This is a genomic window from Streptomyces sp. NPDC044033 (assembly GCF_056434425.1).
Genome location: NZ_JBWKFF010000005.1, coordinates 249154 through 270108, shown reverse-complemented (window position 1 = coordinate 270108; position 20955 = coordinate 249154). Strand labels below are relative to the sequence as shown.

At 71.2% G+C, this 20955-nt stretch carries 26 protein-coding genes; 4 read left to right on the top strand and 22 right to left on the bottom strand.

The window, feature by feature from the left end; genetic code table 11:
* Nucleotides 1-78: 78 nt before the first annotated feature.
* Nucleotides 79-1149, bottom strand: coding sequence for an NAD(P)/FAD-dependent oxidoreductase (locus AC07AB_RS12665; protein WP_478564428.1), 1071 nt, complete (start codon nt 1147-1149; stop codon nt 79-81).
* Between the two features lie 126 nt (nt 1150-1275).
* Here AC07AB_RS12665 and AC07AB_RS12660 point away from each other — a divergent pair, with 126 nt between their 5' ends.
* Both AC07AB_RS12660 and AC07AB_RS12655 read left to right on the top strand, forming a co-directional pair.
* Nucleotides 1276-1749: a MarR family winged helix-turn-helix transcriptional regulator gene (locus AC07AB_RS12660; RefSeq protein ID WP_478564425.1), complete on the top strand. Its 474-nt coding sequence runs from the start codon at nt 1276-1278 to the stop codon at nt 1747-1749.
* Nucleotides 1746-2624, top strand: coding sequence for an SDR family NAD(P)-dependent oxidoreductase (locus AC07AB_RS12655; RefSeq protein WP_478564422.1), 879 nt, complete (start codon nt 1746-1748; stop codon nt 2622-2624). Before AC07AB_RS12660 ends, AC07AB_RS12655 begins: the two co-directional genes overlap by 4 nt.
* Before the next feature lie 84 nt (nt 2625-2708).
* On the opposite strand, the gene AC07AB_RS12650 is transcribed toward AC07AB_RS12655, so the two are convergent.
* From AC07AB_RS12650 to AC07AB_RS12595, 12 genes are all read right to left on the bottom strand, one after another.
* The gene (locus AC07AB_RS12650) at nt 2709-4307 is read right to left on the bottom strand and encodes an alpha/beta hydrolase (protein ID WP_478564419.1); all 1599 of its coding nucleotides are present in this window, start codon (nt 4305-4307) and stop codon (nt 2709-2711) included.
* A gap of 115 nt (nt 4308-4422) precedes the next feature.
* Nucleotides 4423-5226, bottom strand: coding sequence for an urease accessory protein UreD (locus AC07AB_RS12645; protein WP_478564416.1), 804 nt, complete (start codon nt 5224-5226; stop codon nt 4423-4425).
* Entirely contained in the window at nt 5223-5921 is a 699-nt protein-coding gene (gene ureG, locus AC07AB_RS12640; RefSeq protein WP_478564413.1) for an urease accessory protein UreG, read from the bottom strand. The genes AC07AB_RS12645 and ureG overlap by 4 nt, the downstream gene beginning before the upstream one ends.
* A gap of 59 nt (nt 5922-5980) precedes the next feature.
* Entirely contained in the window at nt 5981-6799 is an 819-nt protein-coding gene (locus tag AC07AB_RS12635; protein ID WP_478564410.1) for an urease accessory protein UreF, read from the bottom strand.
* A 1-nt stretch (nt 6800) separates the two neighbouring features.
* The gene (locus AC07AB_RS12630) at nt 6801-8522 is read right to left on the bottom strand and encodes an urease subunit alpha (RefSeq protein WP_478564407.1); all 1722 of its coding nucleotides are present in this window, start codon (nt 8520-8522) and stop codon (nt 6801-6803) included.
* Nucleotides 8515-8826: an urease subunit beta gene (locus tag AC07AB_RS12625; protein WP_478564404.1), complete on the bottom strand. Its 312-nt coding sequence runs from the start codon at nt 8824-8826 to the stop codon at nt 8515-8517. The genes AC07AB_RS12630 and AC07AB_RS12625 overlap by 8 nt, the downstream gene beginning before the upstream one ends.
* The gene (locus AC07AB_RS12620) at nt 8823-9146 is read right to left on the bottom strand and encodes an urease subunit gamma (protein WP_478564401.1); all 324 of its coding nucleotides are present in this window, start codon (nt 9144-9146) and stop codon (nt 8823-8825) included. Before AC07AB_RS12620 ends, AC07AB_RS12625 begins: the two co-directional genes overlap by 4 nt.
* 906 nt (nt 9147-10052) lie before the next feature.
* On the bottom strand, nt 10053-10421 hold the full coding sequence (locus AC07AB_RS12615; RefSeq protein ID WP_478564398.1) for a hypothetical protein: 369 nt from the start codon (nt 10419-10421) through the stop codon (nt 10053-10055).
* A gap of 50 nt (nt 10422-10471) precedes the next feature.
* Complete coding sequence (locus AC07AB_RS12610; RefSeq protein ID WP_478564395.1) at nt 10472-10897, bottom strand: hypothetical protein; 426 nt, start codon at nt 10895-10897, stop codon at nt 10472-10474.
* A gap of 87 nt (nt 10898-10984) precedes the next feature.
* Nucleotides 10985-11827: a helix-turn-helix domain-containing protein gene (locus AC07AB_RS12605; protein WP_478564392.1), complete on the bottom strand. Its 843-nt coding sequence runs from the start codon at nt 11825-11827 to the stop codon at nt 10985-10987.
* On the bottom strand, nt 11824-12360 hold the full coding sequence (locus tag AC07AB_RS12600; protein WP_478564389.1) for a DUF6879 family protein: 537 nt from the start codon (nt 12358-12360) through the stop codon (nt 11824-11826). The genes AC07AB_RS12605 and AC07AB_RS12600 overlap by 4 nt, the downstream gene beginning before the upstream one ends.
* Nucleotides 12361-12365: 5 nt before the next feature.
* Nucleotides 12366-12569 carry a hypothetical protein gene (locus AC07AB_RS12595; RefSeq protein ID WP_478564386.1) on the bottom strand — a complete coding sequence of 68 codons (204 nt, stop codon included), beginning with the start codon at nt 12567-12569 and terminating at the stop codon, nt 12366-12368.
* Nucleotides 12570-12841: 272 nt separating this feature from the next.
* Between AC07AB_RS12595 and AC07AB_RS12590 the strand changes: the two genes are divergently transcribed.
* Complete coding sequence (locus AC07AB_RS12590; protein WP_478564383.1) at nt 12842-13087, top strand: hypothetical protein; 246 nt, start codon at nt 12842-12844, stop codon at nt 13085-13087.
* A gap of 1 nt (nt 13088) precedes the next feature.
* Here AC07AB_RS12590 and AC07AB_RS12585 read toward each other — a convergent pair whose 3' ends face one another.
* The 5 genes from AC07AB_RS12585 to AC07AB_RS12565 all read right to left on the bottom strand — a co-directional run bounded on the left by AC07AB_RS12585 (nt 13089) and on the right by AC07AB_RS12565 (nt 15751).
* Nucleotides 13089-13988, bottom strand: a complete 900-nt coding sequence (locus AC07AB_RS12585; RefSeq protein WP_478564380.1) for a DUF6221 family protein — start codon at nt 13986-13988, stop codon at nt 13089-13091.
* Nucleotides 13989-14060: 72 nt separating this feature from the next.
* Nucleotides 14061-14213 carry a hypothetical protein gene (locus tag AC07AB_RS12580; protein WP_478564378.1) on the bottom strand — a complete coding sequence of 51 codons (153 nt, stop codon included), beginning with the start codon at nt 14211-14213 and terminating at the stop codon, nt 14061-14063.
* A gap of 9 nt (nt 14214-14222) precedes the next feature.
* Nucleotides 14223-14471 carry a hypothetical protein gene (locus AC07AB_RS12575; RefSeq protein WP_478564376.1) on the bottom strand — a complete coding sequence of 83 codons (249 nt, stop codon included), beginning with the start codon at nt 14469-14471 and terminating at the stop codon, nt 14223-14225.
* Complete coding sequence (locus AC07AB_RS12570) at nt 14468-14716, bottom strand: holin (protein WP_478564373.1); 249 nt, start codon at nt 14714-14716, stop codon at nt 14468-14470. The genes AC07AB_RS12575 and AC07AB_RS12570 overlap by 4 nt, the downstream gene beginning before the upstream one ends.
* 6 nt (nt 14717-14722) lie before the next feature.
* Complete coding sequence (locus tag AC07AB_RS12565; RefSeq protein WP_478564370.1) at nt 14723-15751, bottom strand: peptidoglycan recognition protein family protein; 1029 nt, start codon at nt 15749-15751, stop codon at nt 14723-14725.
* 63 nt (nt 15752-15814) lie between these two features.
* Here AC07AB_RS12565 and AC07AB_RS12560 point away from each other — a divergent pair, with 63 nt between their 5' ends.
* Nucleotides 15815-16297, top strand: a complete 483-nt coding sequence (locus tag AC07AB_RS12560) for a hypothetical protein (protein ID WP_478564367.1) — start codon at nt 15815-15817, stop codon at nt 16295-16297.
* Between the two features lie 34 nt (nt 16298-16331).
* Here the strand turns inward: AC07AB_RS12560 and AC07AB_RS12555 are convergent, their stop codons facing one another.
* Genes AC07AB_RS12555 through AC07AB_RS12540 form a run of 4 tightly spaced genes read right to left on the bottom strand, consistent with a single transcriptional unit; the run spans nt 16332 to nt 20953 of the window.
* Nucleotides 16332-17006 (bottom strand): hypothetical protein, encoded by a 675-nt coding sequence (locus tag AC07AB_RS12555; protein ID WP_478564364.1) that lies wholly within the window; start codon nt 17004-17006, stop codon nt 16332-16334.
* 10 nt (nt 17007-17016) lie between these two features.
* On the bottom strand, nt 17017-17625 hold the full coding sequence (locus AC07AB_RS12550; RefSeq protein WP_478564361.1) for a hypothetical protein: 609 nt from the start codon (nt 17623-17625) through the stop codon (nt 17017-17019).
* Complete coding sequence (locus tag AC07AB_RS12545) at nt 17622-18713, bottom strand: DUF5047 domain-containing protein (RefSeq protein WP_478564359.1); 1092 nt, start codon at nt 18711-18713, stop codon at nt 17622-17624. The genes AC07AB_RS12550 and AC07AB_RS12545 overlap by 4 nt, the downstream gene beginning before the upstream one ends.
* The gene (locus tag AC07AB_RS12540) at nt 18713-20953 is read right to left on the bottom strand and encodes a hypothetical protein (RefSeq protein WP_478564356.1); all 2241 of its coding nucleotides are present in this window, start codon (nt 20951-20953) and stop codon (nt 18713-18715) included. Before AC07AB_RS12540 ends, AC07AB_RS12545 begins: the two co-directional genes overlap by 1 nt.
* Nucleotides 20954-20955: the final 2 nt, after the last annotated feature.

Here is a 20955-nt window from a genome sequence, read left to right as displayed (position 1 = left end):
CCTGAGGGCCTGTGCCATGCCCCCGGCCGGGCGCGCGGCCTCTGGCCGCCGGACCGACAGGGGACATGACACAGGCCCTCAGGCCCCGTCGGGCGCGGTGGCCGGCAACAGGGAGTCGATGCCGTGCCGGCGGTCACCCAGCACCCGCTCGCAGACCGCCGCCTCGTTCGCCGCGCTGAAGACGTCTTCCGCGCCCGCGCGGCGGCGCGCCACCGCCGCCTCCGCGTCGGCGTTCACCAGGTCGATGTTGATCGCCGCGGCCGCCGTCACACCACCGGCCTGTGCCGCGGGGACGCCGCCCATCACGTCGGTGACATTGCCGGCCACCCACACGCCGGGGACATCGGTCGCGCCGCCCGGATCGGACGGTACGTACGTGCCCACTCCCATGGGGTGGTCCGCCACGCCGATCCCCAGGCCCGACAGGATCTCGCCGCGGGCGACGAACTCGGGTGCCACGACCAGCGATCGCACGGGAATGTAGGGTCCGGAGGCCAGCCGCACACCGGTCAGCGCGTCATCCGTGACGTCCAGGCCGGTCACCTCCCCCTGCACGACGTCGATACCGAGGGCGGCCAGCCGCTCCCACTGCTCCTCGCCGGGCTCCGGGCCGGTGTGCAGGAACAGCGTGATCTTCCGCGACCACTGGTGGAACAGCAGCGCCTGGTGGACCGAGGCGGCGCTCGTCCCCAGCACTCCGATCGGGGTGTCGCGCACCTCCCAGCCGTGGCAGTACGGGCAGTGCAGGACGTCCCGCCCCCACCGCTCGCGCAGCCCGGGAACCGCCGGCAGCTCGTCGACCAACCCCGTCGTCACCAGCAGGCGGCGCGCGCCGTAGACCTCTCCGCCGTCCGTCTCGACGGCGAAGCCCTTCGCCGTGCGGCGGGTGGCCGTCGCGCGCGCCGACACCACCTTCCCTCCGTAGCGCGTCACTTCGTCCCGCCCGGCGCGCAGCAGTTCCAGCGGGGCCACCCCGTCGCGGGACAGCAGGCCGTGGGCCGCGGCGGCCGGGGCGTTGCGGGGCTCGCCCGAGTCCACGACCAGGACGGACCGCCGGGCGCGCGCCAGGGTCAGCGCTCCCGAGAGGCCCGCCACGCCGCCGCCCAGGACGATCACATCAAATTCACCGGAGACTTGTTCATCGGTCATGCGGCACACCGTGCGCCGCCCTCCGCCGCCGCACCATTTCTCTTGCCGGTCCGGCAAGGCCACCCCAGTCCGACGAGCATCTATGTGGAACTTCCAATGATTGGAACTTCCATGTACTGTGCGGCCATGGATGACGCGCGCTTGAACGAAGAGCTGATCGACTACCTGTTCGCCGTACGCACCCAGGTGCACGCCGAGCTGAGGGACCTCGCGCGCGAGGTCGGACTGACGGACACGCAGACCGACGTGCTGTGGCGGCTGAGCCGTGGGCACGAGATGACCGCGCGCCGCCTGGCCGATCGCCTCCAGTGCGACGCGTCGACGGCGACGTCGATGATCGACCGGCTGGAGAAGCGCGGCCTGGTCCGCCGTGTGCCCCACCCCACCGACCGCCGGGTCAAGGTCGTCCAGCTCACCGACGAGGGGTGCGCGCTGCGTGACCGCGTCGTCGGGCACAGCACCGAGCATTCGCCCTTCGCCCGACTCGACCGCGACAGCAGGCTCCGCCTGCACGCACTGCTGCGCGAGGTGGCCGACGGCCCCCGGCCGGCGGAGACCGCCGCTGCCACCGAAGACCACCACAGTGAGGGGCAGCGATGAGCACCACGACGACCACCGTGATCACCGGGGGCGGTTCGGGGCTGGGACTGGTGACGGCGCGTCATCTCAGCGAGGCCGGGCAGAGCGTCGTCCTCGTCGGCCGGGACGCGGCGCGCACCGCCGCCGCGGCCGACAGCCTGCGCGGCCTGGCGCCCACCGGCCGGGGCGCCGCTCCGATCAGGACGTACACCGCCGATCTGGAGCAGTGGTCGCAGGTCCGCGACCTGGCGAAGGCGCTCGCTTCGGACATCGGCCCGGTCGGCGTGCTCATCAACAACGCCGGGGCCGCGTTCGCTCGCCGCGAGCGGACCGTGGACGGCGTCGAGCGGACGTACGCCCTCAACCACCACGCGCCGTTCCTGCTCACGCACGCCCTCCTGGCCGACGGGGGCCTCGCCCCCGACGCCAGGATCATCAACCTGTCGACGTACTTGGAGAAGCGCGGAAAGCTCGACACCCGCGATCCGGACGTCACCGGCCGGTCGTGGGGCGGCGGCTTCCACCACCAGATCAACGTCTACGCGACCAGCAAACTCGTCAGCCTCCTGGCCGCCCGGGAGCTCGCGCGGCGGCTGCCCGACGGCATGAGCGTCTACAGCGCCAACCCCGGCATGGTGAAGGGCACCGCCATCAACAGCAGCGCGGGCGGCCTGTTGCGGCTGACGGCACCGCTGTTCAGGCCGTTCGCCATCTCCCTGGACGAGGGCGTGCGGACCCCGGTCCGGCTCGCCACGGCCTCGCCCGCCCCGCGGCCCAGCGGCGGCTTCTTCAGCGAGTCCCGGCCGGTCTCCCCCTCGCGTACGGCCCAGGACGACGGACTCGCCCGCACGGTCTACGAGAAGACCGCTCACCTGCTGGGCGTCGAGCCGCTGTAGGCCCAAGGCGCGTACGGACGCACCGTGCCCCCGCACCTCTTCGAGAGGGGCGGGGGCACGGCTTTCGACTGCGCGCGGCGGGTGCTACTTGGCCGCGGCGGCCTTCGGCTCAGGGGTGGCGTGCGGGGTGCACGTCACGTCCTTCGGGTCGGTCTTGCCGTCGACCAGGTAGGCGTCCACCTTGCTGTTGATGCAGGGGTTCAGCAGACCGGTGACGCCGTGCGAGCCCGCGCCCTTCTCGATGACCATGCGGGAGTTCTTGAAGCGCTTGTGCAGCTCGACGGCGCCCGCGAACGGGGTCGCGGCATCCTGGGTGCTCTGCACGATGAGCACCGGCGGCAGGTTCTTGTGGGACTTGACGTTCACCGGGGTCTGCTGCGGAGCGCCCCAGGTGGCGCAGGGCAGGTTCATCCAGGCGTTCGCCCAGGTCATGAAGGGAGCCTTCTTGTCGACCCGGGTGTTGTCGCGGTTCCACTTGTTCCAGCTCGTCGGCCACTTGGCGTCGGCGCACTCGACCGCGGTGTAGACGGCGTTGCTGTTCTCCGACGCGATGTTGCCGGCGGTGTCGGACATGTCAGGTCCGGCGGCCGCGATGAGCGGCTTCTCGTCGCCCGCGCGGTACTTGCTCCAGGCCTCGGCGACCGGGACCCAGTACGAGTCGTAGTACGGGGCCTTCTGGAAGTAGCCGATGAGCTCGGCCGGGCCGACGACCCCGCCGATCGGGTTCTTCTTGGCGGTGGCCCGCAGCTTCTCCCACTGGCGCTGGACCTTCGCCGCGGTGTTCCCGATGTGGTACACGGAGTCGTGCTTGGCGACCCACGTCTTCCAGTCGGCGAAGCGGCTCTCGAAGGCCACGTCCTGTTCCAGGTTGGCCTGGTACCAGATGTTGGACTGCGCCGGGTTGACGACGCTGTCCACGATCATGCGGCGGACGTGGTTCGGGAAGAGCGTGCCGTAGACGGCCCCGAGGTACGTACCGTAGGAGACGCCCAGGTAGTTGAGCTTCTTCTCACCGAGGGCGGCGCGGACCACGTCCAGGTCGCGGGCGGTGTTCGGCGTCGTCATGTACGGGAGCATCGCGCCGCTGCGGTCCTTGCAGCCGTCCGCGTACTCCTTGGCGAGCTTGCGCTGCGCGCGCTTGTCGGCCCCGCTGTCGGGCACCGGGTCGCTCTTGGGCGCCTTGACGAACTCCTGCGGATCGACGCAGGAGATGGCGGCGGAGTGGCCGACGCCGCGCGGGTCGAAACCGATGAAGTCGTACGCCTTGGAGGTCTTCGTCCAGAGCGGGTTCTTCTTCGTGACCCGGGCGGGGAACTGCATTCCGGAGCCGCCGGGGCCGCCCGGGTTGTAGACGAGGGAGCCCTGGCGCTCGCTCTTGTCACCGGTGGCGCGGGCGCGGTCCACGGCGATCTTGATCGTGCGCCCGTGGGGCTTGGCGTAGTCGACGGGGACCGTCACATAGCCGCACTGGATGGGGGCCGCCAGGCCCCAGGAGGCCGGGCAGTCCTGCCACTTGATGCCCGACTTCGCCGCCTTGTCCGCGGCCACCCGCACGCCGTACGCCTCGCGGGCGCCGCTGTGCGTGCGCTCACCGGCGGTGGCCGCCGGCGCGGCTATGAACCCGGCTATCAGCGCGCCGGTCACCACGGTGCCGGTCGCGCCGAGTATTGCTGTACGTCTCACGTAGGAACTCCCCCTGCTGGGTGCGCCGCCTCCGGGGGACGGCGATGATCACGAAGCTGTGAGGGGAATACTTTCGCTTCTGCCACCCGTATGGACAGATCGCACAGGTGTTTCTTTACCAATCCATAAGATTCGCCGCCGCATCCAGGTAACGGCGCAGGCACAGAGCGTCGGGAGCGACGGCCGTGACCAGAGCGGCGGGGCCCGCCAAGGGGGTCAGTACGGCCGTTTCGCCCAGGAGTGTCCGCTCCACGGGACGTTCCTCGAAGGCCGGATCCACGACGATCAGTTGGCCGACCGCCCGGTGGCCCCCGAGGACCGCGCCGCCCTGCCAGCCGGGCGCCCCCGGCCCGTACGCCAGTTCCTGGTCGAAGAGCGGACGGCCCGCGCGGCGCACGGTGAGCCGGGTGACGAGCCGCCCGGTGTGCTCGCCGGTACGGCCGAGCACCTGCTCCTCGCGGAAGACCAGACGGGCACCGGCCGCGAGATCGACGCGAGTCGTCATGCGCAGATCGCTGCCGCCCGCGGAGATCAGCGGCTCGGGGAGCCAGCGCAGTACGGCGCCCTCCCCCACCTCCAGCCGGGTGTCGTACGTGGCGTGGTCGCCCGTACGGCCGGGCAGCGCGATGGTGGCCGCGGTGGTGGTGAAGCGCAGCGCCGCCCGGTCGGCGACGGTGGCCGAGAGCGCGAGCGCGTCGCCGCCGAGCGGCGCGCTCATCGCTCCCACCAGGCAGGCGCGGGCCTCGGAGCCCGCCGAGCGCAGCCGGCGGAGGGCGAAGGGGCCCTCGCCCTCCAGCACGGGCAGGCTGGTGCCGCCGCGCCCGTCCGGCACGGCGACGACCCGTGCCGCGGCCCGTACGCCGTATCCGGTCGCGAGGGCCGCTGGGCGCGGGGCGGTCCGTGCGCTCGTGACGATCACGCCGCCGCCGTCTCCTCGGTCCAGGCCGCGAGGCGCTCGCGCACCCAGTCGGAGACCGGCTTGACGCCGCCCTCGGCCTTGATGGAGGTGAAGGCGACGGGGAGGTCGCCGCGCTGCGCCTTGGCGTCGCGCGCCATGCCTTCCAGGTCGACGCCGACGTACGGGGCGAGGTCGGTCTTGTTGACCACGAGGAGGTCGGCGGTGGTGACGCCGGGGCCGCCCTTGCGCGGGATGTCGTCGCCGCCCGCGACGTCGATGACGAAGATCTGGAAGTCGACCAGGCCCCGGGAGAAGGTGGCGGTGAGGTTGTCGCCGCCGGACTCCACCATGACGAGGTCGAGCGGCCCGACCTCGTCCTCCAGGTCCTCGACGGCCTCCAGGTTGGCGGAGATGTCGTCGCGGATCGCGGTGTGCGGGCAGGCGCCGGTCTCCACCGCGGTGATCCGCTCGGGCGGCAGCACGGCCTCGCGGAGCAGGAACTCGGCGTCCTCGCGGGTGTAGATGTCGTTGGTGACGACGGCGATGGAGAGTTCGTCGCGCAGGGCGCGGCAGAGCGCTGCGACGGTGGCGGTCTTGCCGGTGCCGACCGGGCCGCCCAGCCCGATGCGCAGCGCGCGCCGACTGCCGTCGGGGCGGTGCGCGTCGGCGCTGTGGGTGTGGCGTTCGGGGAAGTCGTTGCCGTGGTCGAGGTGCATGTCGCTCCTGGTGTTCTCTGCGAGTGGTTCAGGCAGTGCGGTGGATGGTCATGAGGCGGTCATGAGGCGAAGAGCCGTACGGGCCAGGTCGCGTGCTGTTCGGCGGTGATGTCGAGCAGCGGCGCGGACGGCGCGGGCAGCGTGTCCGTGCCCTCCTGTACGGCGCGTTCGGCCGCCTCCGCCGCCGCCCCGGCGACCTGGTCCAGGTCGCCGGCGAGGTGCGCGAGTACGGCGGTGGCGTCGAAGGGGTCGAGGCTCAGCAGCCGCACCGTGGCGGTCGCCGGGCCGCTCACCGCCTCGTAGACGCTCGCGTACGCCGCGTCGAGCGGGGTGAGCCCGGCGGCGCGGGCCGCGAGGCCGAGCACGATGGGCTGGTGGGCGCCGCGCGGCCGGGCGGCCGCGAGAGCGTCCAGTTCGGGCGAGGGCCAGGCGGACCGGGCGGCGCGCATCATCTGCCGGCCGAGCCGGCGGGCGGCGGCACGCAGCGCGGGCGCGGGGGTACGGGCGTCCGCCGCCTCGTCGAGGTCGAGCGCGTCGAGGCCCGCCGCGGCCGCGGCGGCGAGCGCCGCGGCCGTGAGCCCGGCGGTGTGCAGCCTGCCCCGGCAGAACTCCTCCAGGGTGGCGGCGTCCCGGATCCGGCCCGACTTGACCGCCGGTTCGGCCCCGCCGGAGTGGGCGTGCCCACCGGCCGGGAAGCGGCCGTCGGCGAGGACGAGCAGGGCGGCGCGGCTCCCCGTCGGCCGCGCGCGGCGGTCGTCGAGGGGCTCCAGCGGCCGGGTCCGTACGGGCCCGGTCCCCGCCGCGCCCTCGGCGGGGCGGAGCGGGCGGCCGATGAGCGGCATGGTGGCGACCGGGGCCGTCAGGGGGTCGGCGGCCATGTCAGAACAGGAAGTAACGCTGGGCCATGGGCAGTTCGTCGGCCGGCGCCGGCTCCACGGGGTCGCCGTCGATGGTGACCGTGAAGGTGTCCGGGTCGACCACGACGCGTGGCCGGGCGTCGTTGTTGCGCATATCGGCCTTGGAGACACCGCGGGTGGAGCGGATCGGGGTGAACCGCTTGCCGAGGCCGAGCCGCTCCGGGAGCCCGTCGTCCATCGCCGCCTGGGTGACGAAGTTGATGGAGCTTGCGGCCGGGGCCCGGCCGACGGCGCCGAACATGGGGCGCGGCAGGATCGGCTGCGGGGTGGGGATGGAGGCGTTGGCGTCGCCGAGCTGCGCGTACGCGATCTGGCCGCCCTTGATGACGAGTTGCGGGCGGACACCGAAGAAGACCGGGTCCCACAGCACGAGGTCGGCGAGCTTGCCGGTCTCCACGGAGCCGATCTCGTGGTCGAGGCCCTGGGCGGCGGCCGGGTTGATCGTGTACTTGGCGACGTACCGGCGCGCGCGGTGGTTGTCGGCGCGGCCGTCGCCGGGCAGGGCGCCGCGGCGCTTCTTCATGACGTGCGCGGTCTGCCAGGTGCGCAGCACGACCTCGCCGATGCGGCCCATGGCCTGGGCGTCGGAGGAGAGGATCGAGATCGCGCCGAGGTCGTGCAGGAAGTCCTCGGCGGCGATGGTGCTGGGCCGGATGCGGGACTCGGCGAAGGCGAGGTCCTCGGGAACGGCCGGGTTGAGGTGATGGCAGACCATCAGCATGTCGAGGTGTTCCTCGACGGTGTTGACGGTGTGCGGCCGGGTGGGGTTGGTGGAGCTGGGCAGCACATTGGACTCGGAGACCACGGTGATGATGTCCGGTGCGTGCCCGCCGCCCGCGCCCTCGGTGTGGTACGCGTGGATGGAGCGCCCGGCGATGGCGGCGAGGGTGTCGCCGACGAAACCGGCCTCGTTGAGGGTGTCCGTGTGGATGGCGAGCTGGGCGCCGCTCTCCTCGCAGACGTTGAGGCAGGCGTCGATGACGGCGGGGGTCGCGCCCCAGTCCTCGTGGACCTTGAACCCGACGGCGCCCGCGCGCAGCTGGTCGCGCATCGAGTCGTACGACATCGTGTTGCCCTTGCCGAGCAGCCCGATGTTGATCGGGTACGCCTCCAGCGCCTCGAACATCCGGGCCAGGTGCCAGGAGCCGGGGGTGATGGTGGTGGCCTTGCTGCCCTCGGCGGGGCCGGTGCCGCCGCCGACCAGCGTGGTGATGCCGGAGGCGAGGGCCTCGTCCACGGCCTGCGGGCAGATGAAGTGGACGTGGGTGTCGATGGCTCCGGCGGTGAGGATCTTCCCGTTGCCGGCGATGATCTCGGTCTCGGGGCCGATGACGAGGTCGGGGTGGACGCCGTCCATGGTGTCGGGGTTGCCGGCCTTGCCGATGCCGGTGATCCGGCCGTCGCGCACGCCGATGTCGGCCTTGACGATGCCCCAGTGGTCGAGGACGACGGCGCCGGTGATCACGGTGTCGGGGGCGCCCTCGGCACGGGTGGCACGGGACTGGCCCATCGACTCGCGGATCACCTTGCCGCCGCCGAAGACCGCTTCGTCGCCGGAGTGCCCGGGGCCGCCGGAGCGATCCTCCTCGATCTCCACGACGAGGTCGGTGTCGGCGAGCCGGATGCGGTCGCCCGCGGTCGGGCCGAAGAGGTCGGCGTAGGCGGGGCGGGTGAGCTCAGACATCGAGGGGTCCTCCGGTCTCGCCGCGCAGGCCCTCGACGATGCGCTTGCCCGCGATGGGCACGAGATCGACCTCGACGGGGATGCCGGGTTCGAAACGGACGGCGGTGCCGGCGGCGATGTCGAGCCGCTTGCCGTACGCGGCCTGGCGGTCGAAGTCGAGACCGGGATTGGCCTCGGCGAAGTGGTAGTGGGAGCCGACCTGTACGGGCCGGTCGGCGGCGTTCAGCACGGTGAGGCTGATGTGCGGGAGGCTCTGGTTGAAACGTACGGGCTCGTCGGCGAAGAGGATCTCTCCGGGAATCATGCGATCCGCTCCCCTTGCCAGGCGATGGGCTCGTGGACGGTGACGAGCTTGGTGCCGTCCGGGAAGGTGGCCTCGACCTGCACGTCGTGGATCATCTCGGGGATGCCGTCCATGACCTCGTCGCGGGAGAGCACCTTGCGCCCGGAGGCCATCAGCTCGGCGACGCTGTTGCCGTCGCGGGCGCCTTCGAGGATGTGCGCGGTGATGAGCGCGACGGCTTCGGGGTAGTTGAGCCGCAGCCCGCGGCCCCTTCGCCGCTCGGCGACATCGGCCGCCACATGGATGAGCAATCGCTCTTGTTCGTGCGGGGAAAGTTGCACGCGTCCCACCTCACTGTCGTACCTTCCTCCGCTCACAATTGGGCAGGAGGAACCAGCGTTCCGGCCGGTAGGCGAGTGGTGCGTGGACCGCATCGTCCGACTGAACGCAGGTGGACCATATCGGTCACGAATCCGGACTTGACCTGCGGTTCTCCGTCTCGCGGCCTGCATTGCACGTTAATACTCAACCTTTTCCACCGCGTTAACTGATGCTTTGCGCATCCATAGCCAAAGCTGTCGGAAGCGCGGTGACATCGATGTCTTTGACGTGCGCTTCCCGGCGAACGCGCCGGTGAGGGGGCCGGGGGCAGCGATGCCTCGTGCGGGCGCGACCACGATCGCCCCGGACTGGTCTTGGCAGAATCGGGCAGGATCCGGCATTAGGCCGCAGGTCGCGGGAGGAGATTGCCTTGATCGACTCCCGGTTGTCTCCCACTCCCCCACACCGCGGCGCAAGACCGGCCCCGGATCGCCCACTTGGGAGGTGGGTTCAGCGATCCGGGGCCGGTGTCTGGGGTAATCCGCCTGCGCCTCGGCTACTGGGGTGCGGCCGAGGCGCAGGCGGACCGTCCCGCGGGGTCTGGGCGGGGCAGGTCCGTCCGTCAGGGGTGTCCCCCGTGACGAGCCTTACTGAGTGAGCTTGTCCATGAGCATATGCAGGATCGGCGACCGTGGGACACATCCGTGCACTTCGGTCACGTCCTGCTTAAGCGGTGCCCTGGACATCACGGGCATCGGGGACAGTCTCCGTGCGCGTCACTCCGTGGCAGGGGCAGCCGCACCGGTAGGTGATGGCCGGCGGCTGTGTGGCGGGAGCATTGAGGGGGTGGATCTCCTTGTCGCCGGGGCAGTCCTCGCAGAACCCTGCTGCACAGAGCACGGCGACCGGCACCGGACGGCCGGCCATCAGACGGCCCCGTGAGCGCTGGTGCTGATCGCGGCCCCGAGGTCGACGGGATCGGTGAGGCGACCGGATCCGTCCGGCGTCTCCAGCCAGGCGCGGCCTTCGTAGTACAGGCCCACAGGCGGGCAGGGCAGCGCCCAGCCCAGAGGCTTGACCGTCAGATGGGGCAGATCGCCAAGATGTTCCTCAGCGCCGCCGGAGACGAGCCACCACGCGAGGTCGGCCTCGGGATAGGCGAGGACTGGCCCCAGCTTCTTGGCACGGCCTAGCCGCTGCATGGCGTCGAGGGACCGGAGGAGCGGGGCCTCGACGACCGTCCATCGGGTGGAGGCGATCGGGGCGACCTGCCCGTCTGCCCACGCGCGCCGCACCGCGGCTGAGGTGTCCGCGGAGGATACGAGCCAGCCACTGCCGCGGCGGGTCATGACCCGGCCGTGCTTGCCGTCAGCGCCTCGCGCAGGAGCTGCGGGACGACGAGCGGTTCGGGGTGGTGGCAGCGGGGCGTGGTGATCCAGTGGACGCCCAGGGGGTCGGCATCAAGGGTGCCGTTGAGGACGACGTAGCAGCACTCCCCAAAGGCGACGGATCCGGGCACTGCCCACCGATCGGCGGTTCCGGCCGGAGTCAGGAAGTAGACACGGCCCACGGGCCCGCCGGGGTCGCACAGGATGGGGCCGGTACGGCCGTCGGTGGCCATCTTGAGGTGCGCGGCGGTGACGTGTCCGAGGGCCCCGTCGATGGCGATGGCGTCCCACCACGCTCCTGCCGCGATGGCGTCGATCACGCCCTCAAGCGGCAGCCATGGCGGACGGATGGAGCGGATGGTGGTTCTGCTCGCTGTGCTCATGGCGAGGAAGGTAGGGGCGTGGATTGCGCGCTGGGGCGCGGATTGCGCGGGATTGCTCATGCCGCCCTGCGGCGTGAGGGAGATTGCTCAACTCAGGTCGAGGCTGGCTCTCGCGCGGGCGATCAGCCGGTGGGCGTGGTGGCCGTAGACCGCCGTCTCGGCGAGGGTCGCCCAGATCTTGGAGAACAGGTCGATCTCGGCGTCGTCGTCCATCCACATCTCGATCGTCCAAGTCTCGGAGATGACGAGCCGCTCGTCGTAGATGGTGAAGCCGTCGCCGGGGGCGATGGCCACGGGGACGCCCAGCGGGATGATGCCGAGGGACACAGTCGCCAGGCCCATGACCGAGAGCAGCCGATCCATCTGCGCGGCCATGACGTCGTGCGGGCAGATGAGCACGCGCAGCGCCGCTTCCCACACGAGTACGTCGAAGCGCTTGTCCGCCTCGTAGAGGGCGGACTGGCGCCGGATGCGGGCTCCGACCGATGCTTCCACGTCGCTCGGGGCGCCGTGCAGTTCCGTGTACTTGGTCAGGACGTGCCGGGCGTAGTCCGCGGTCTGGAAGATGCCCGGCACGATGCCCGCCTCGAACGACCGGGTGCGGCGGGTCCGCTCGGTCTCGGCGATCCCTGCTTCTTGGCGCGGCCGGTGGCCGCCGGCCAGCTGGCGGCGCCAGGTCCGGTAGCGCGTCTCCAGGCCCCGGAGGCGGCCCTTCAATTCCGGGGCCGCCTCCGGATGCCCGAGCGCTGCGGCCCATGCGTCGAGGTCGTCGCCACTGGGGGTCTGCTTGCCGTTCTCCAGGCGCGAGACTTTCGATGGCGCCCACCCGAGGAGAGCTGCTGCGCCTTTCCCGGTGAGCCCAGCCTCGGTGCGCAGCTCGCGGAGTCGCGCACCGAGGGACAGTCGGGCTTGCTGGAAGTCGGTGCTCACATGGACGAACGTACCCGCCCGGCGAAGTCGCGTGCAGGGCGGGCGTAGTGCCACGCCGCGTCGCGGATCTGGCAGCCCTGGAGTACGGCCGCCGGGTCGTCGGTGAGGTGCATGCCGAGGGACCGGTCGCCGTCGAAGTGGAACTGACCGATCACCCGGGAGTCGAAGAGCCAGAAGTCCCCCATGGGCACGCCCATCTGGTCGGCTTCGGTGCGGGGCAGGTATCGGATGTCCTCGCCGGCGTCGACGCTGTCCAGCACGTCCTCCAGCAACCACTGCTGGTAGCCGGTGGGTGGTTCGTCGATGACGCGGACGCGCTCGACGCGCTTGCCCTGCTGCTCCAGGTCTCGCATGACGGTCAGCCAGGGCCGGTCGCCCGGGGGCGGCGGGGGTTCGCCCCGCAGGAACCGCTCAAGATCGTCCGTCTCGGTTGGCACTCCGTAGGCTCGCCGGGTTTCCCAGCGCCACGCGGTGTGGTGGAAGCCGTCGCGGAAGTACTGGGTGATGTCCGGGCCGGTGATCAGGTCGGGCACGTGCGCTACTCCTTGGGGGCGAAGCGGGTGAGGAGCTCGCGGGGGACGACGACGAACGTCTCGCTGTCCTTGACATCGCGGAGTTGGGCGAGGTGGTCGGGGCGGGTGAGGCGGTCGCCCTGGATGATGATGTTGCCGGTGTCGGTGTCCCTGTAAAGAGTGGGGCAGTCGCCGCTCTTGGACGTCGTGCCGATGAACTCCAGTGGCATGGTTTCCCTCTCCGTGAGTGAGGTCAGGGGCCCCAGGCGGCTGGGACCGTGGTGCCTGACCGGCCATCAGGATGCTGTCTGATGCTGTTGCGCGCATGGGAATTGCGGCAGATTGCTCAGGCAGCTGCTCCATGGTCGATTGCGCGCAATCCCCGGAGCGGCGAAGTCCCTCCAGCGGGAGTTGCCGGGAGACGGCGGGCGTAGTGGCTGGCGGCGACGCGCGCGCCTGCGGCGGCGGCTTGATCTGTTCGGCTCTGGCTTAAAATCAGGGCATGTCTGATGCCCGTGTGACCGCTGACCTGATCGAGCTGGAGCGCACCTGCTGCGAGGAGCAGGAGCGGCTGACTGGGCTGGAGGGCGAGGCGCACGATGTGCAGTGGAAGGCGTGGCGGCAGGCCGCCGAGGCCGTGCAGGCCGCGTACACGGCGCACGCCGCCGCGGCGGGCCTGCCTCGGCACGAGGTGGAGATGGCCGTGAAGAAGATCGTGCGGCACCCGGCAGAGGCAGGCGAGAGCTGAGCTACGGCCGCCACTCCTTGAGGTACTCCGGGTGATCGGTGTGCGGCAGGGACATCTCCCACAGGGTCTGTTTGATGAAGTGGGTGAGGCGAGGGCTGCCCGCGATCAGTTCCTCCTCGCAGCGGACCAGCGTGCGCCGCTTGGCGGCGACCTCGGCGAGGACGCGAGCCGGATCATGGCGGGCGATGTGCGAAGTTGTGGCGCGGAGTTGGCGCCCGGAGAGGGCGAAGCCATCCGCGACGGTGATGCCATCGACCGCGATCACCTCGTCCGATTCCTCATTCGTGCGCCACGGGCCGGGACTGGCCGCCCGTGCCTCCACCTCGTCCTCGTCGAGCCGTGCCCGCAGGAACACGATCAGTTCGCTTGCCACGATGGCCTCCAAGGGCGCGCTCCACTGGGACACGACCACGGTACCGACGGTCGCTGACAGCCTGCCGCGCAGGGCCCGGTCGGGGCGGCAGACGTCGCATACGTCAGCGGCACCGTCGGCGAGCAGCCGCCCCGCCTCTTCCGTCGTGATCCGCTCCTGGCTCGATCCGGCCTGCCAGCAGTCGGCTCGGTGCAGGCGGCGAGAGGGGCCGCCGTCCGTGTAGACGTGGAGTTTCTGGAGGGTCCACTGGCGTCCCGCGACGGCTCCGGTGGTGGGCAGGTTGCTGTAGTCCTCGCCGGGGATGGGCGTGATGTCGGCAGCGGAGGCGGTGAAGGCGGTGGGCTGGGCTTTGGCTTCGCTGGTGCCGTCGCCCCGGTCGTGGCGCATGGGAAGGATGGCTTCGCATGCATACCACCACTGTCCGTCACGAGTCCGCGAGCGTCCGCTGACGATGACGTCGAGCTCCTGGCCGTCGGGCAGCGCGACCCGCGCCCAGGGGCCTGCCCGCTCGCGCCATCCGATGTGCATACCCCGATACTAAATCGAATGCGCGTGCGAAAGCGAAGGTCCCGCCCTCCCGGAGGAGAGCGGGCACAGTCATCACGCCGAATAGTCACGGACAGGCGGCGACGGCGGGTCCGGAGACGCCACCGGCTGCGGCTCGGCAAGCCCCAGCCGCACGAGGGACGCCATATCCCCCGCCGACTCGTCCACTACGGGCTGCACCGGCTGCGGCGCAGGCTGATCAGACACGATGCCCCCTCACCGCTGGAGTAGTGCGACGAGGCCAGTCACCGCTCCGGCTAGCCCGGCAAGCACACCGACCGTCGGCAGCGGCCACCGCGCCCGCTCCAGCGCACGCAGCCGCGACTCGTGGTCCTGCACCGCGGCCTGCCCGGAGCTGAGCGCCTCCAGCTTGGAATCGACCCGGGTCACGGCATCGTGGAGGGATCTCATCTCCCCGTACATCTGCGCAGAGCTGATGTAGACGCCGGGGTCCTGCGAAGTCACGCCCCAGCCCGGGGCGCCGGGGTTTTGTCCCGCGGCAGCCACGCGGCGGTGCCCTTGTCGCCGGTCATCGCGCCGATCGCGCCCTTGAGTACGGACAGGGCAGCGGGTAGCGCAGCTATCGCGGCGGCCTTGAGGGCGCTCATGCTGGTGAGGTCGAAGCCGTCGGCGAGGAGAAGGCCGAGGAACGTCGTGGCGTAGGCGGCGATGGTGCGCTCGGCGATGTCGAGGACGATCTGTCTGGGCATGGTGACCTACTTCCAGTAGAGGCCGCGGGCGCGGGCGGTGGAGAGGACGGCGGGCTTGGCGTCGGCGGGCTCAAGTGGTCCGTAGACGGCCTCGAAACGCACGGTCTCCCCGGCGGAGATGGAGCCGGCGTGGGTGAAGTCGACGAACGACAGGCCGGGCGTGGTGAGCCGCTCGATGATCGGGCCGTCCCAGCGGGAGCCGTCCTTGCGGTAGTGGTAGAAACGGCCCTGGATGGTGGCCCCGGGCGGGGCCGTGACCGTGAGGAAGACGGTGGCCGTGTACGAGTTGGCGTCGGCGATGAGGTCGGTCCCGCCGATGTCGAGGGTCCGCCAGGTGTCGGCGGGGAGTGGATACTCCTTGGTGTTGATCTCGCCGAGAGCGTGGGGCACAGCGTCCTCCGTGGTGTCGGGGTTCCATCCGGCGGGGTGGGTGAGGCGGGCGGCGATGCGGCCGCGTAGGTCGGGCATGCCGAAGCCGCGGGGATCGACCTTGTCGGAACTCCACTCCTTGTGGCCGATGACGGACTTCGCCGACCAGCCGTGCGCGCGGCACAGGGCAGCCGACACCCGCTCGATCGCATCGAGTTGGGCTGCGGGCCAAGGGTCTCGGCCGTCACCGAGGTTGATGCACTCGAAACCGTAGAAGCGGGCGTTCCCATCGACGCCGTCCGCATTGCCCTTGGTGGGCAGGGGCGGGCGGGCCCCGTAGTCCTCCGCGATCACGTGGGTGAGCACGCTGGGGTCCCCGCCGCCCGCGTGGTTGGCGCGGCCGTAGCCGACGAGGTGGACGGCCCCGTCCTTGGCGATGACGCCGTGGCACAGCGGTCCGGGCAGGCCCGAGTAGCCATCGCGGCACAGGTCGACGGTCGACTCGGTGCCGGAGGTCACGGTGTGGTGGATGACGACGCCGTTCACCGGGCCCCATGCTCCGTGACCCGCGCGGTTGTGCGTCCTCCAGGAGCCGACCTCGACGGTACGGACGCCCTCGGCTGTGAGTGCGGCGAGGAACTGGGAGGGGGTCATCGGAGTGGCCATTCGGGCCCCTTTCCGGGCATGAAAAAGGCCCCTCTCGGGGCGCGGATGGAGGACACTCGGTTCATGGCATACATGGAGTGTCCGGTGGTCCCGGACGTTTTCCCTGTCCCGTCGTGGCGATGCCACCATTGTGGTGCTGTGGGTGAGGACGGGGCCGGAATCAGCGAGGCCACCCACGTCACCGACGAGTTCGTCTACGTCCGGCCGTACTGCGAGGACTGTTTGGCAGCCCCGCCCGGGCGGATCGTTGTCCCCCCGGCCGAGGCATGGCGGACCTTCCACCGTGACACCTGCGCTCGCCGCAGGGCGCTGGAAACCGCCGTCGACGACGGGGCCATACACGCGGATACCGCCCACCACGTCCGTTGCCCGGTGTGTGGGAGCGCCTTCGCGGAGGGAACCGCCGGGTATATGCCGGTCTACGCCGTAGTGGCAGACCAGGACGAGAGCGTGTGCAACCGGTGCGTGGACACGGTGCCTCCTGCACAGATCGCGAAGGCGTATCGGCGGCGAGCCAACGGGCTGTCGCCCAGTTGGTCCACCTGATGGCGTCCCGCCCCGGTCAAGGACCGGGGCTTCGTCACGTCGCGGTCTGGTAGGTGCCGTAGATCCGGAAGACGTTGGTGTTGGCCGGGGTCCACGGCTGGCTCTCGGTCCACACGTTGGAGTCGCCAGTAGAGCCGGGGTTGGGGAACCAGATCTGGTCGGTGGTGCTCCAGCTCCCGCTGAGTGGCGAGTCGCCGATGCCGTGGTTAGGGACGACCGCACGCGAGAAGACCGCGCTCAAGACACCAGGGCAGCCGACGGCGGCCGTCGTGAACGGCAGACTGAACCGGTACGTCCCATTGCCGCGGTTCGTCGTCGAGCCGATGGTCAGCATGATGATCAGATGGCAGGTCCGGCCGACCTTCATGTACTGGCCAGTGAGCGAACCGTTGCCGATGGCGGGGTTCGTGGTGGTCGCCGACCACACCACCGGATACGTCGTCCACCCGGCAGGCCCGTAGTACACCGCCTGCCACTGGCCGCCGTCGTACACCTCCAGCGAGTTCGTGTCCCGCAGCCACGACACCATGCCCTCGACGACGGCCGCCGGGCCGGTGAGGGTCGCCGCGCGCTGCGACGCCGAGTCGAAGCGCATCGTCCCGCGCTGCGCGAGGGCGTCGGCGAGCTGCCGGGCGAGGACGCTGGCGTCAGGCTGGTCGGTGAGCGCACTGATCTGGACGCCCTGCCCGAAGATGTCGCCGGTAGCCACAAGGGGCCTCCTAGATGAGCCGGTAGCGGACGACGTCGAGGGACGCCCAGGAGGCGGTGCCCGTGTAGTCGAGGATCTGGATGGCGCCGGTGGGGAGGATGTCGACGACCCCGACGACCGCGGTGCGGATCTCGCACGCGAAGCGGGCGGCGGACGCCGGGGCCGCCGGAGCGGGGAGTGTCCCGACGGTGGCCGGGGACGCCGGCCCCGAGGCGGGAGCGCGCGCGAGCCCGCACAGGGCGGCCGTGCCGTCGCCGCCGATGCGGTAGCTGGGCGCCCAGTAGGGGCTGCCCCACGCCGTCCACCCGGCAGCCAGCGGGATCGGCTGCCAGGTGCCCGCCGTCGTGGCGGGCGTGGTGCGGCCTGCGGCGAGCCAGTTCCCGGAGCTGGACTGGGTGAGGACGATCTGGTCGCCGATCGTGGGGGTGAGGTAGGTGGCGAGGCGGCGGGTGGTGATGCCGTCCGCCGTGGTAACTGTGCCGTCCGTGCCGACGGCTCCGACGATGGCGGTGCGCCAGTCCGCGCCCCGTACCGCAGGCGCGCTGGTGCCCGCCTGTATGGCTTGGTCGTGGAGGGCGTCGGCGAGGTCGGCGTGCACCGCCATGGAGGAGTCGTTCACCGGTCCTCCTTCGCGGAGATGGTGGTGATGGGGAAGTCGCCGCCTTCGTCGAGGGGGATCGTCAGGGCTTGGACTTGGTGGAGTTCGCGGGTGCCGTCGAGGTAGACGACGCGCAGTACGTCGCCGGTTTCCAGCGCGGGGTTGGGCAGGGACGACAGGTCGCCGGTGGCGTTCGGCGCGAGGGCCGTCCGGAGTTTGAGGGTTGCGGCGGCGGTGCAGGCGGCGGTCGTCGTCAGCGTCGCCGAGCTGTAGAAGGTAGGCCGCTTGCCGAAGGGGCCGCCCCAGAAGGTGGGCGATGACGGGTCGTCGTCGACAACCAATGCGCTGACAGGCGGCGTGTTGGCTGTCGTGTTCTCCCCTTTGGCCAACACCCCGTTGTACACCTTGTCCGCGCTCATGCCGCGGGTGGCGGACACCATCACCCCGCCCTCCCCCGCCGCGACGGTCCATGCTGGTGGTGTGGTCAGCAGGTCGGGAAGCTCGGCGATGACGAACACGCCGTCCGGGTCGGCGTACACCTCGGCCCCGATAGCCGCGCCGCATTCGACGACGGCTGTCCACGCGTCGGCTTCGGTGTCCCAAGTACGGGGCCCGATCGGTGCATCGGTCGCCCGGCTGACGATCTGCGCGGCGGGGATGCTGCGCTGGATCAGCCCGGTAATGGCGGACACCGCCGTGCCGGTGGCCTTGTACGGCTGGGTGAACTTATCGTCCGCGACGATGCACTCCAGGGACTTGCCGGTCAGGGTGACGGGGCCTTCGTCAGGGTCGCCGGACACGGAGTCGAGGCGGAACACCCCGACCGGCACGGCTTCCACCGCACCGTCGGCGTACTGCACGCCGCGGGAGATCCGCAGCCGCGCCCCGTACACGCTGAGCTTGTCGGCAGCGGTCCGGGGGATCAGCGTGGTGTCGGCGAGGGTCACCGAGCAGGTGCGGCGGACAGCCTGCCCGCGGTCGACGGTCACCGAACCGCCAGTGACGTCGAGGTGCTCCACCGCGCCCGTGCTCCGGAACAGGACCACTTCCGTCACGGCGGTTCCCGACTCGGCGACCGCGGCCAGGAACCTGGAACTCACCGGATACATCAGCCGCCTCCGATGCGCCGGTCGAACAGGACGTCCTCCCACGAGCGGTACTTGTCGAGCAGTTCGCCCCAGGTGGTGTTCTCGGTGAGGATGTCCTGCCAGGTGCGGCCCGCCGTACCGCCCACCCCGACGGCGACGGGCATGTCCGCCTCTGTGAGCGGCAGCGTCCACGCCCGCCACGGCTCCAGCGCCGTGCCGGCTGTCCGGGCTTCTCGGGTCTCGGCGACGTTGGCGTACAGGTCGGTGACGCCCATGCCGGGGGCGGCCTGCCACAGCAGGACCCGCCCCGAGTCCAGCAGCCAGTGCAGGGCCTTGCGTTCCTCGTCGGACCGTGTCCAGAGGGGCAGCTCGCCCTGCCGCCCGCCGCGCACGCCGCTGAGCACGACGGCGTTGCGCCGGCCGCGGACCTGGTAAGTGGTCTGCGGGACGGGCCGCTGCCAGTCCGGGGCCCGTTGCACGAGCACCCGCAGGTTGCGCTGCGGCGCGGCGGGGTCCTTCAGCCATGCCTCCTGCGGGTCTCCGGCGGCGATGGTGACAAGGTCGGAGGTGCGGACGCCGGGAGTGGTGGCTCCGGCGGCGAGGGATTCGATGCGGTAGGTGACGGGGACGCCGAGGGGCGCCTCGTAGTCCTCGATGACCATCAGGTCGTTGGTGATCGGCGTTCGGTTGAGGAGCCCTGCCGGGCCGCGGACGAGGTTGCGGGCGCCGTCCGACACGACCCGGTACACGGTCAGCATCTGGCCGGGGGTGAGCTCGCGGAGCGTCAGGGTGATGCTGGCGTTAGCGTCCCGGGCGCTCACCGCGGTGAGGGGCAGGGCCTGCCACAGGGCGACCTGGTCGACGCGCAGTACCGAGTTGGGGGCGGTGGCGGTGAGCGTCCACTCGATGGCCGCCTGGGTCGCTCCGGCGGGGGCAGTGAAGTCGTTCGACAGCGACCACCAGCCGGGCGCCGGAGCCGGAGCGGAGGCCGCCGCGGTGACGCCGAGGTCCGCGCCGGACGCGGTGTACCAGCGGACGGCGCGGGTCAGGGTGAAGCCGCCGGCGGTGACCTGGGCGACGAACTGGCAGCGGAACCCGAGACCACCACTGGCGGCGGGCAGGGGGAATTTGGCGCTGCGGATGGTGCTGGTGGTGGCGGTCGTCGAGGTGATGGTGCCGGTGTAGGCGCCGTCGAAGACGGACGCGCCCCACGGCGCCGACCGGCTGAGTGCGGCGGCGCCGCTGGCCACGGTCCATCCGGCGGTGCCCTGTTCGAACGACGCGTCGGCGTAGGGCAGGACGGTTCCGGCGTGCAGGACGGGGGCGGTGGAGACGACGATGGTCTCCGCCCGCAGGACCTGACCGGCGCTGGCTCCGTCGATGCCCACGGCGATGCTGCACGAGTCGGTGTTCGGCGGGGCGGTGGCGGAGGCGCGTTGCCGGTACCAGCCGGTGCCGGGGGCGGCGAGGTCGCCGCGGGTGGCGGCGATCTGGTTGCCGGGCTCGTCGTAGAACCGCACCTCGACCCAGGTGGCGGCGGCGAGGGTGGGCGGGTTGAGGTAGGCATGGGCGATGTACTCGACGCCGGGGACGGCGGTGGGCCGGTCGGTCGACCGCATGGAGGCGTTGCCGGGGCCGGTGGCGGTCATCGCGATGACGTGCCCGCCCGCCGTGTAGGCGTCGACGGCCCAGCTGACGGCCGGTGCCTGCCGGGACACCGAGCTGTTGACCTCAGCGAACCAGCCGCTCGCGTCGACCTCGCTGGACTCGGTGTTGAACGCGAAGAGGTTGCCGACCGTCGAGACCGGATAGCCGAGATAGGCGTTCTCCCAGTAGTGCCAGACCCCCGCCCCGGTGACGGTGGCGGACAGGACGACGTGCGCGCGTACCGCCCCTGTGGGGGCGGGCCCGGCCACTCCGACTCGGTGCCAGGCCGCCGACGCCCCGGCGGTGGTCAGCGACCAGGTGACGGCGATCTCGGCGTTGGCCGACGACAGCCACCTGATACCGATGCGCTCCGGCTGTGTGGCGGCGCTGGCGTCCACGAACGCCTGGTACACGGTGCCCGCGTCGACGGCGTAGGACGAGGCGGTGCGGGCCTGCATCTCCCCTGCTGCGATGCTCCTCATCCCGAGGACGCCGTCGCCATTCCGGCCCCCGGATCCCAGCCACGTACCGCAGTTGGTCTTGACGACCCATCCGCTGATGTTCGGGTCGACGCGCTCCGTCGTGCTCGACAGAAAATTGCCGGGGATGCCCATGG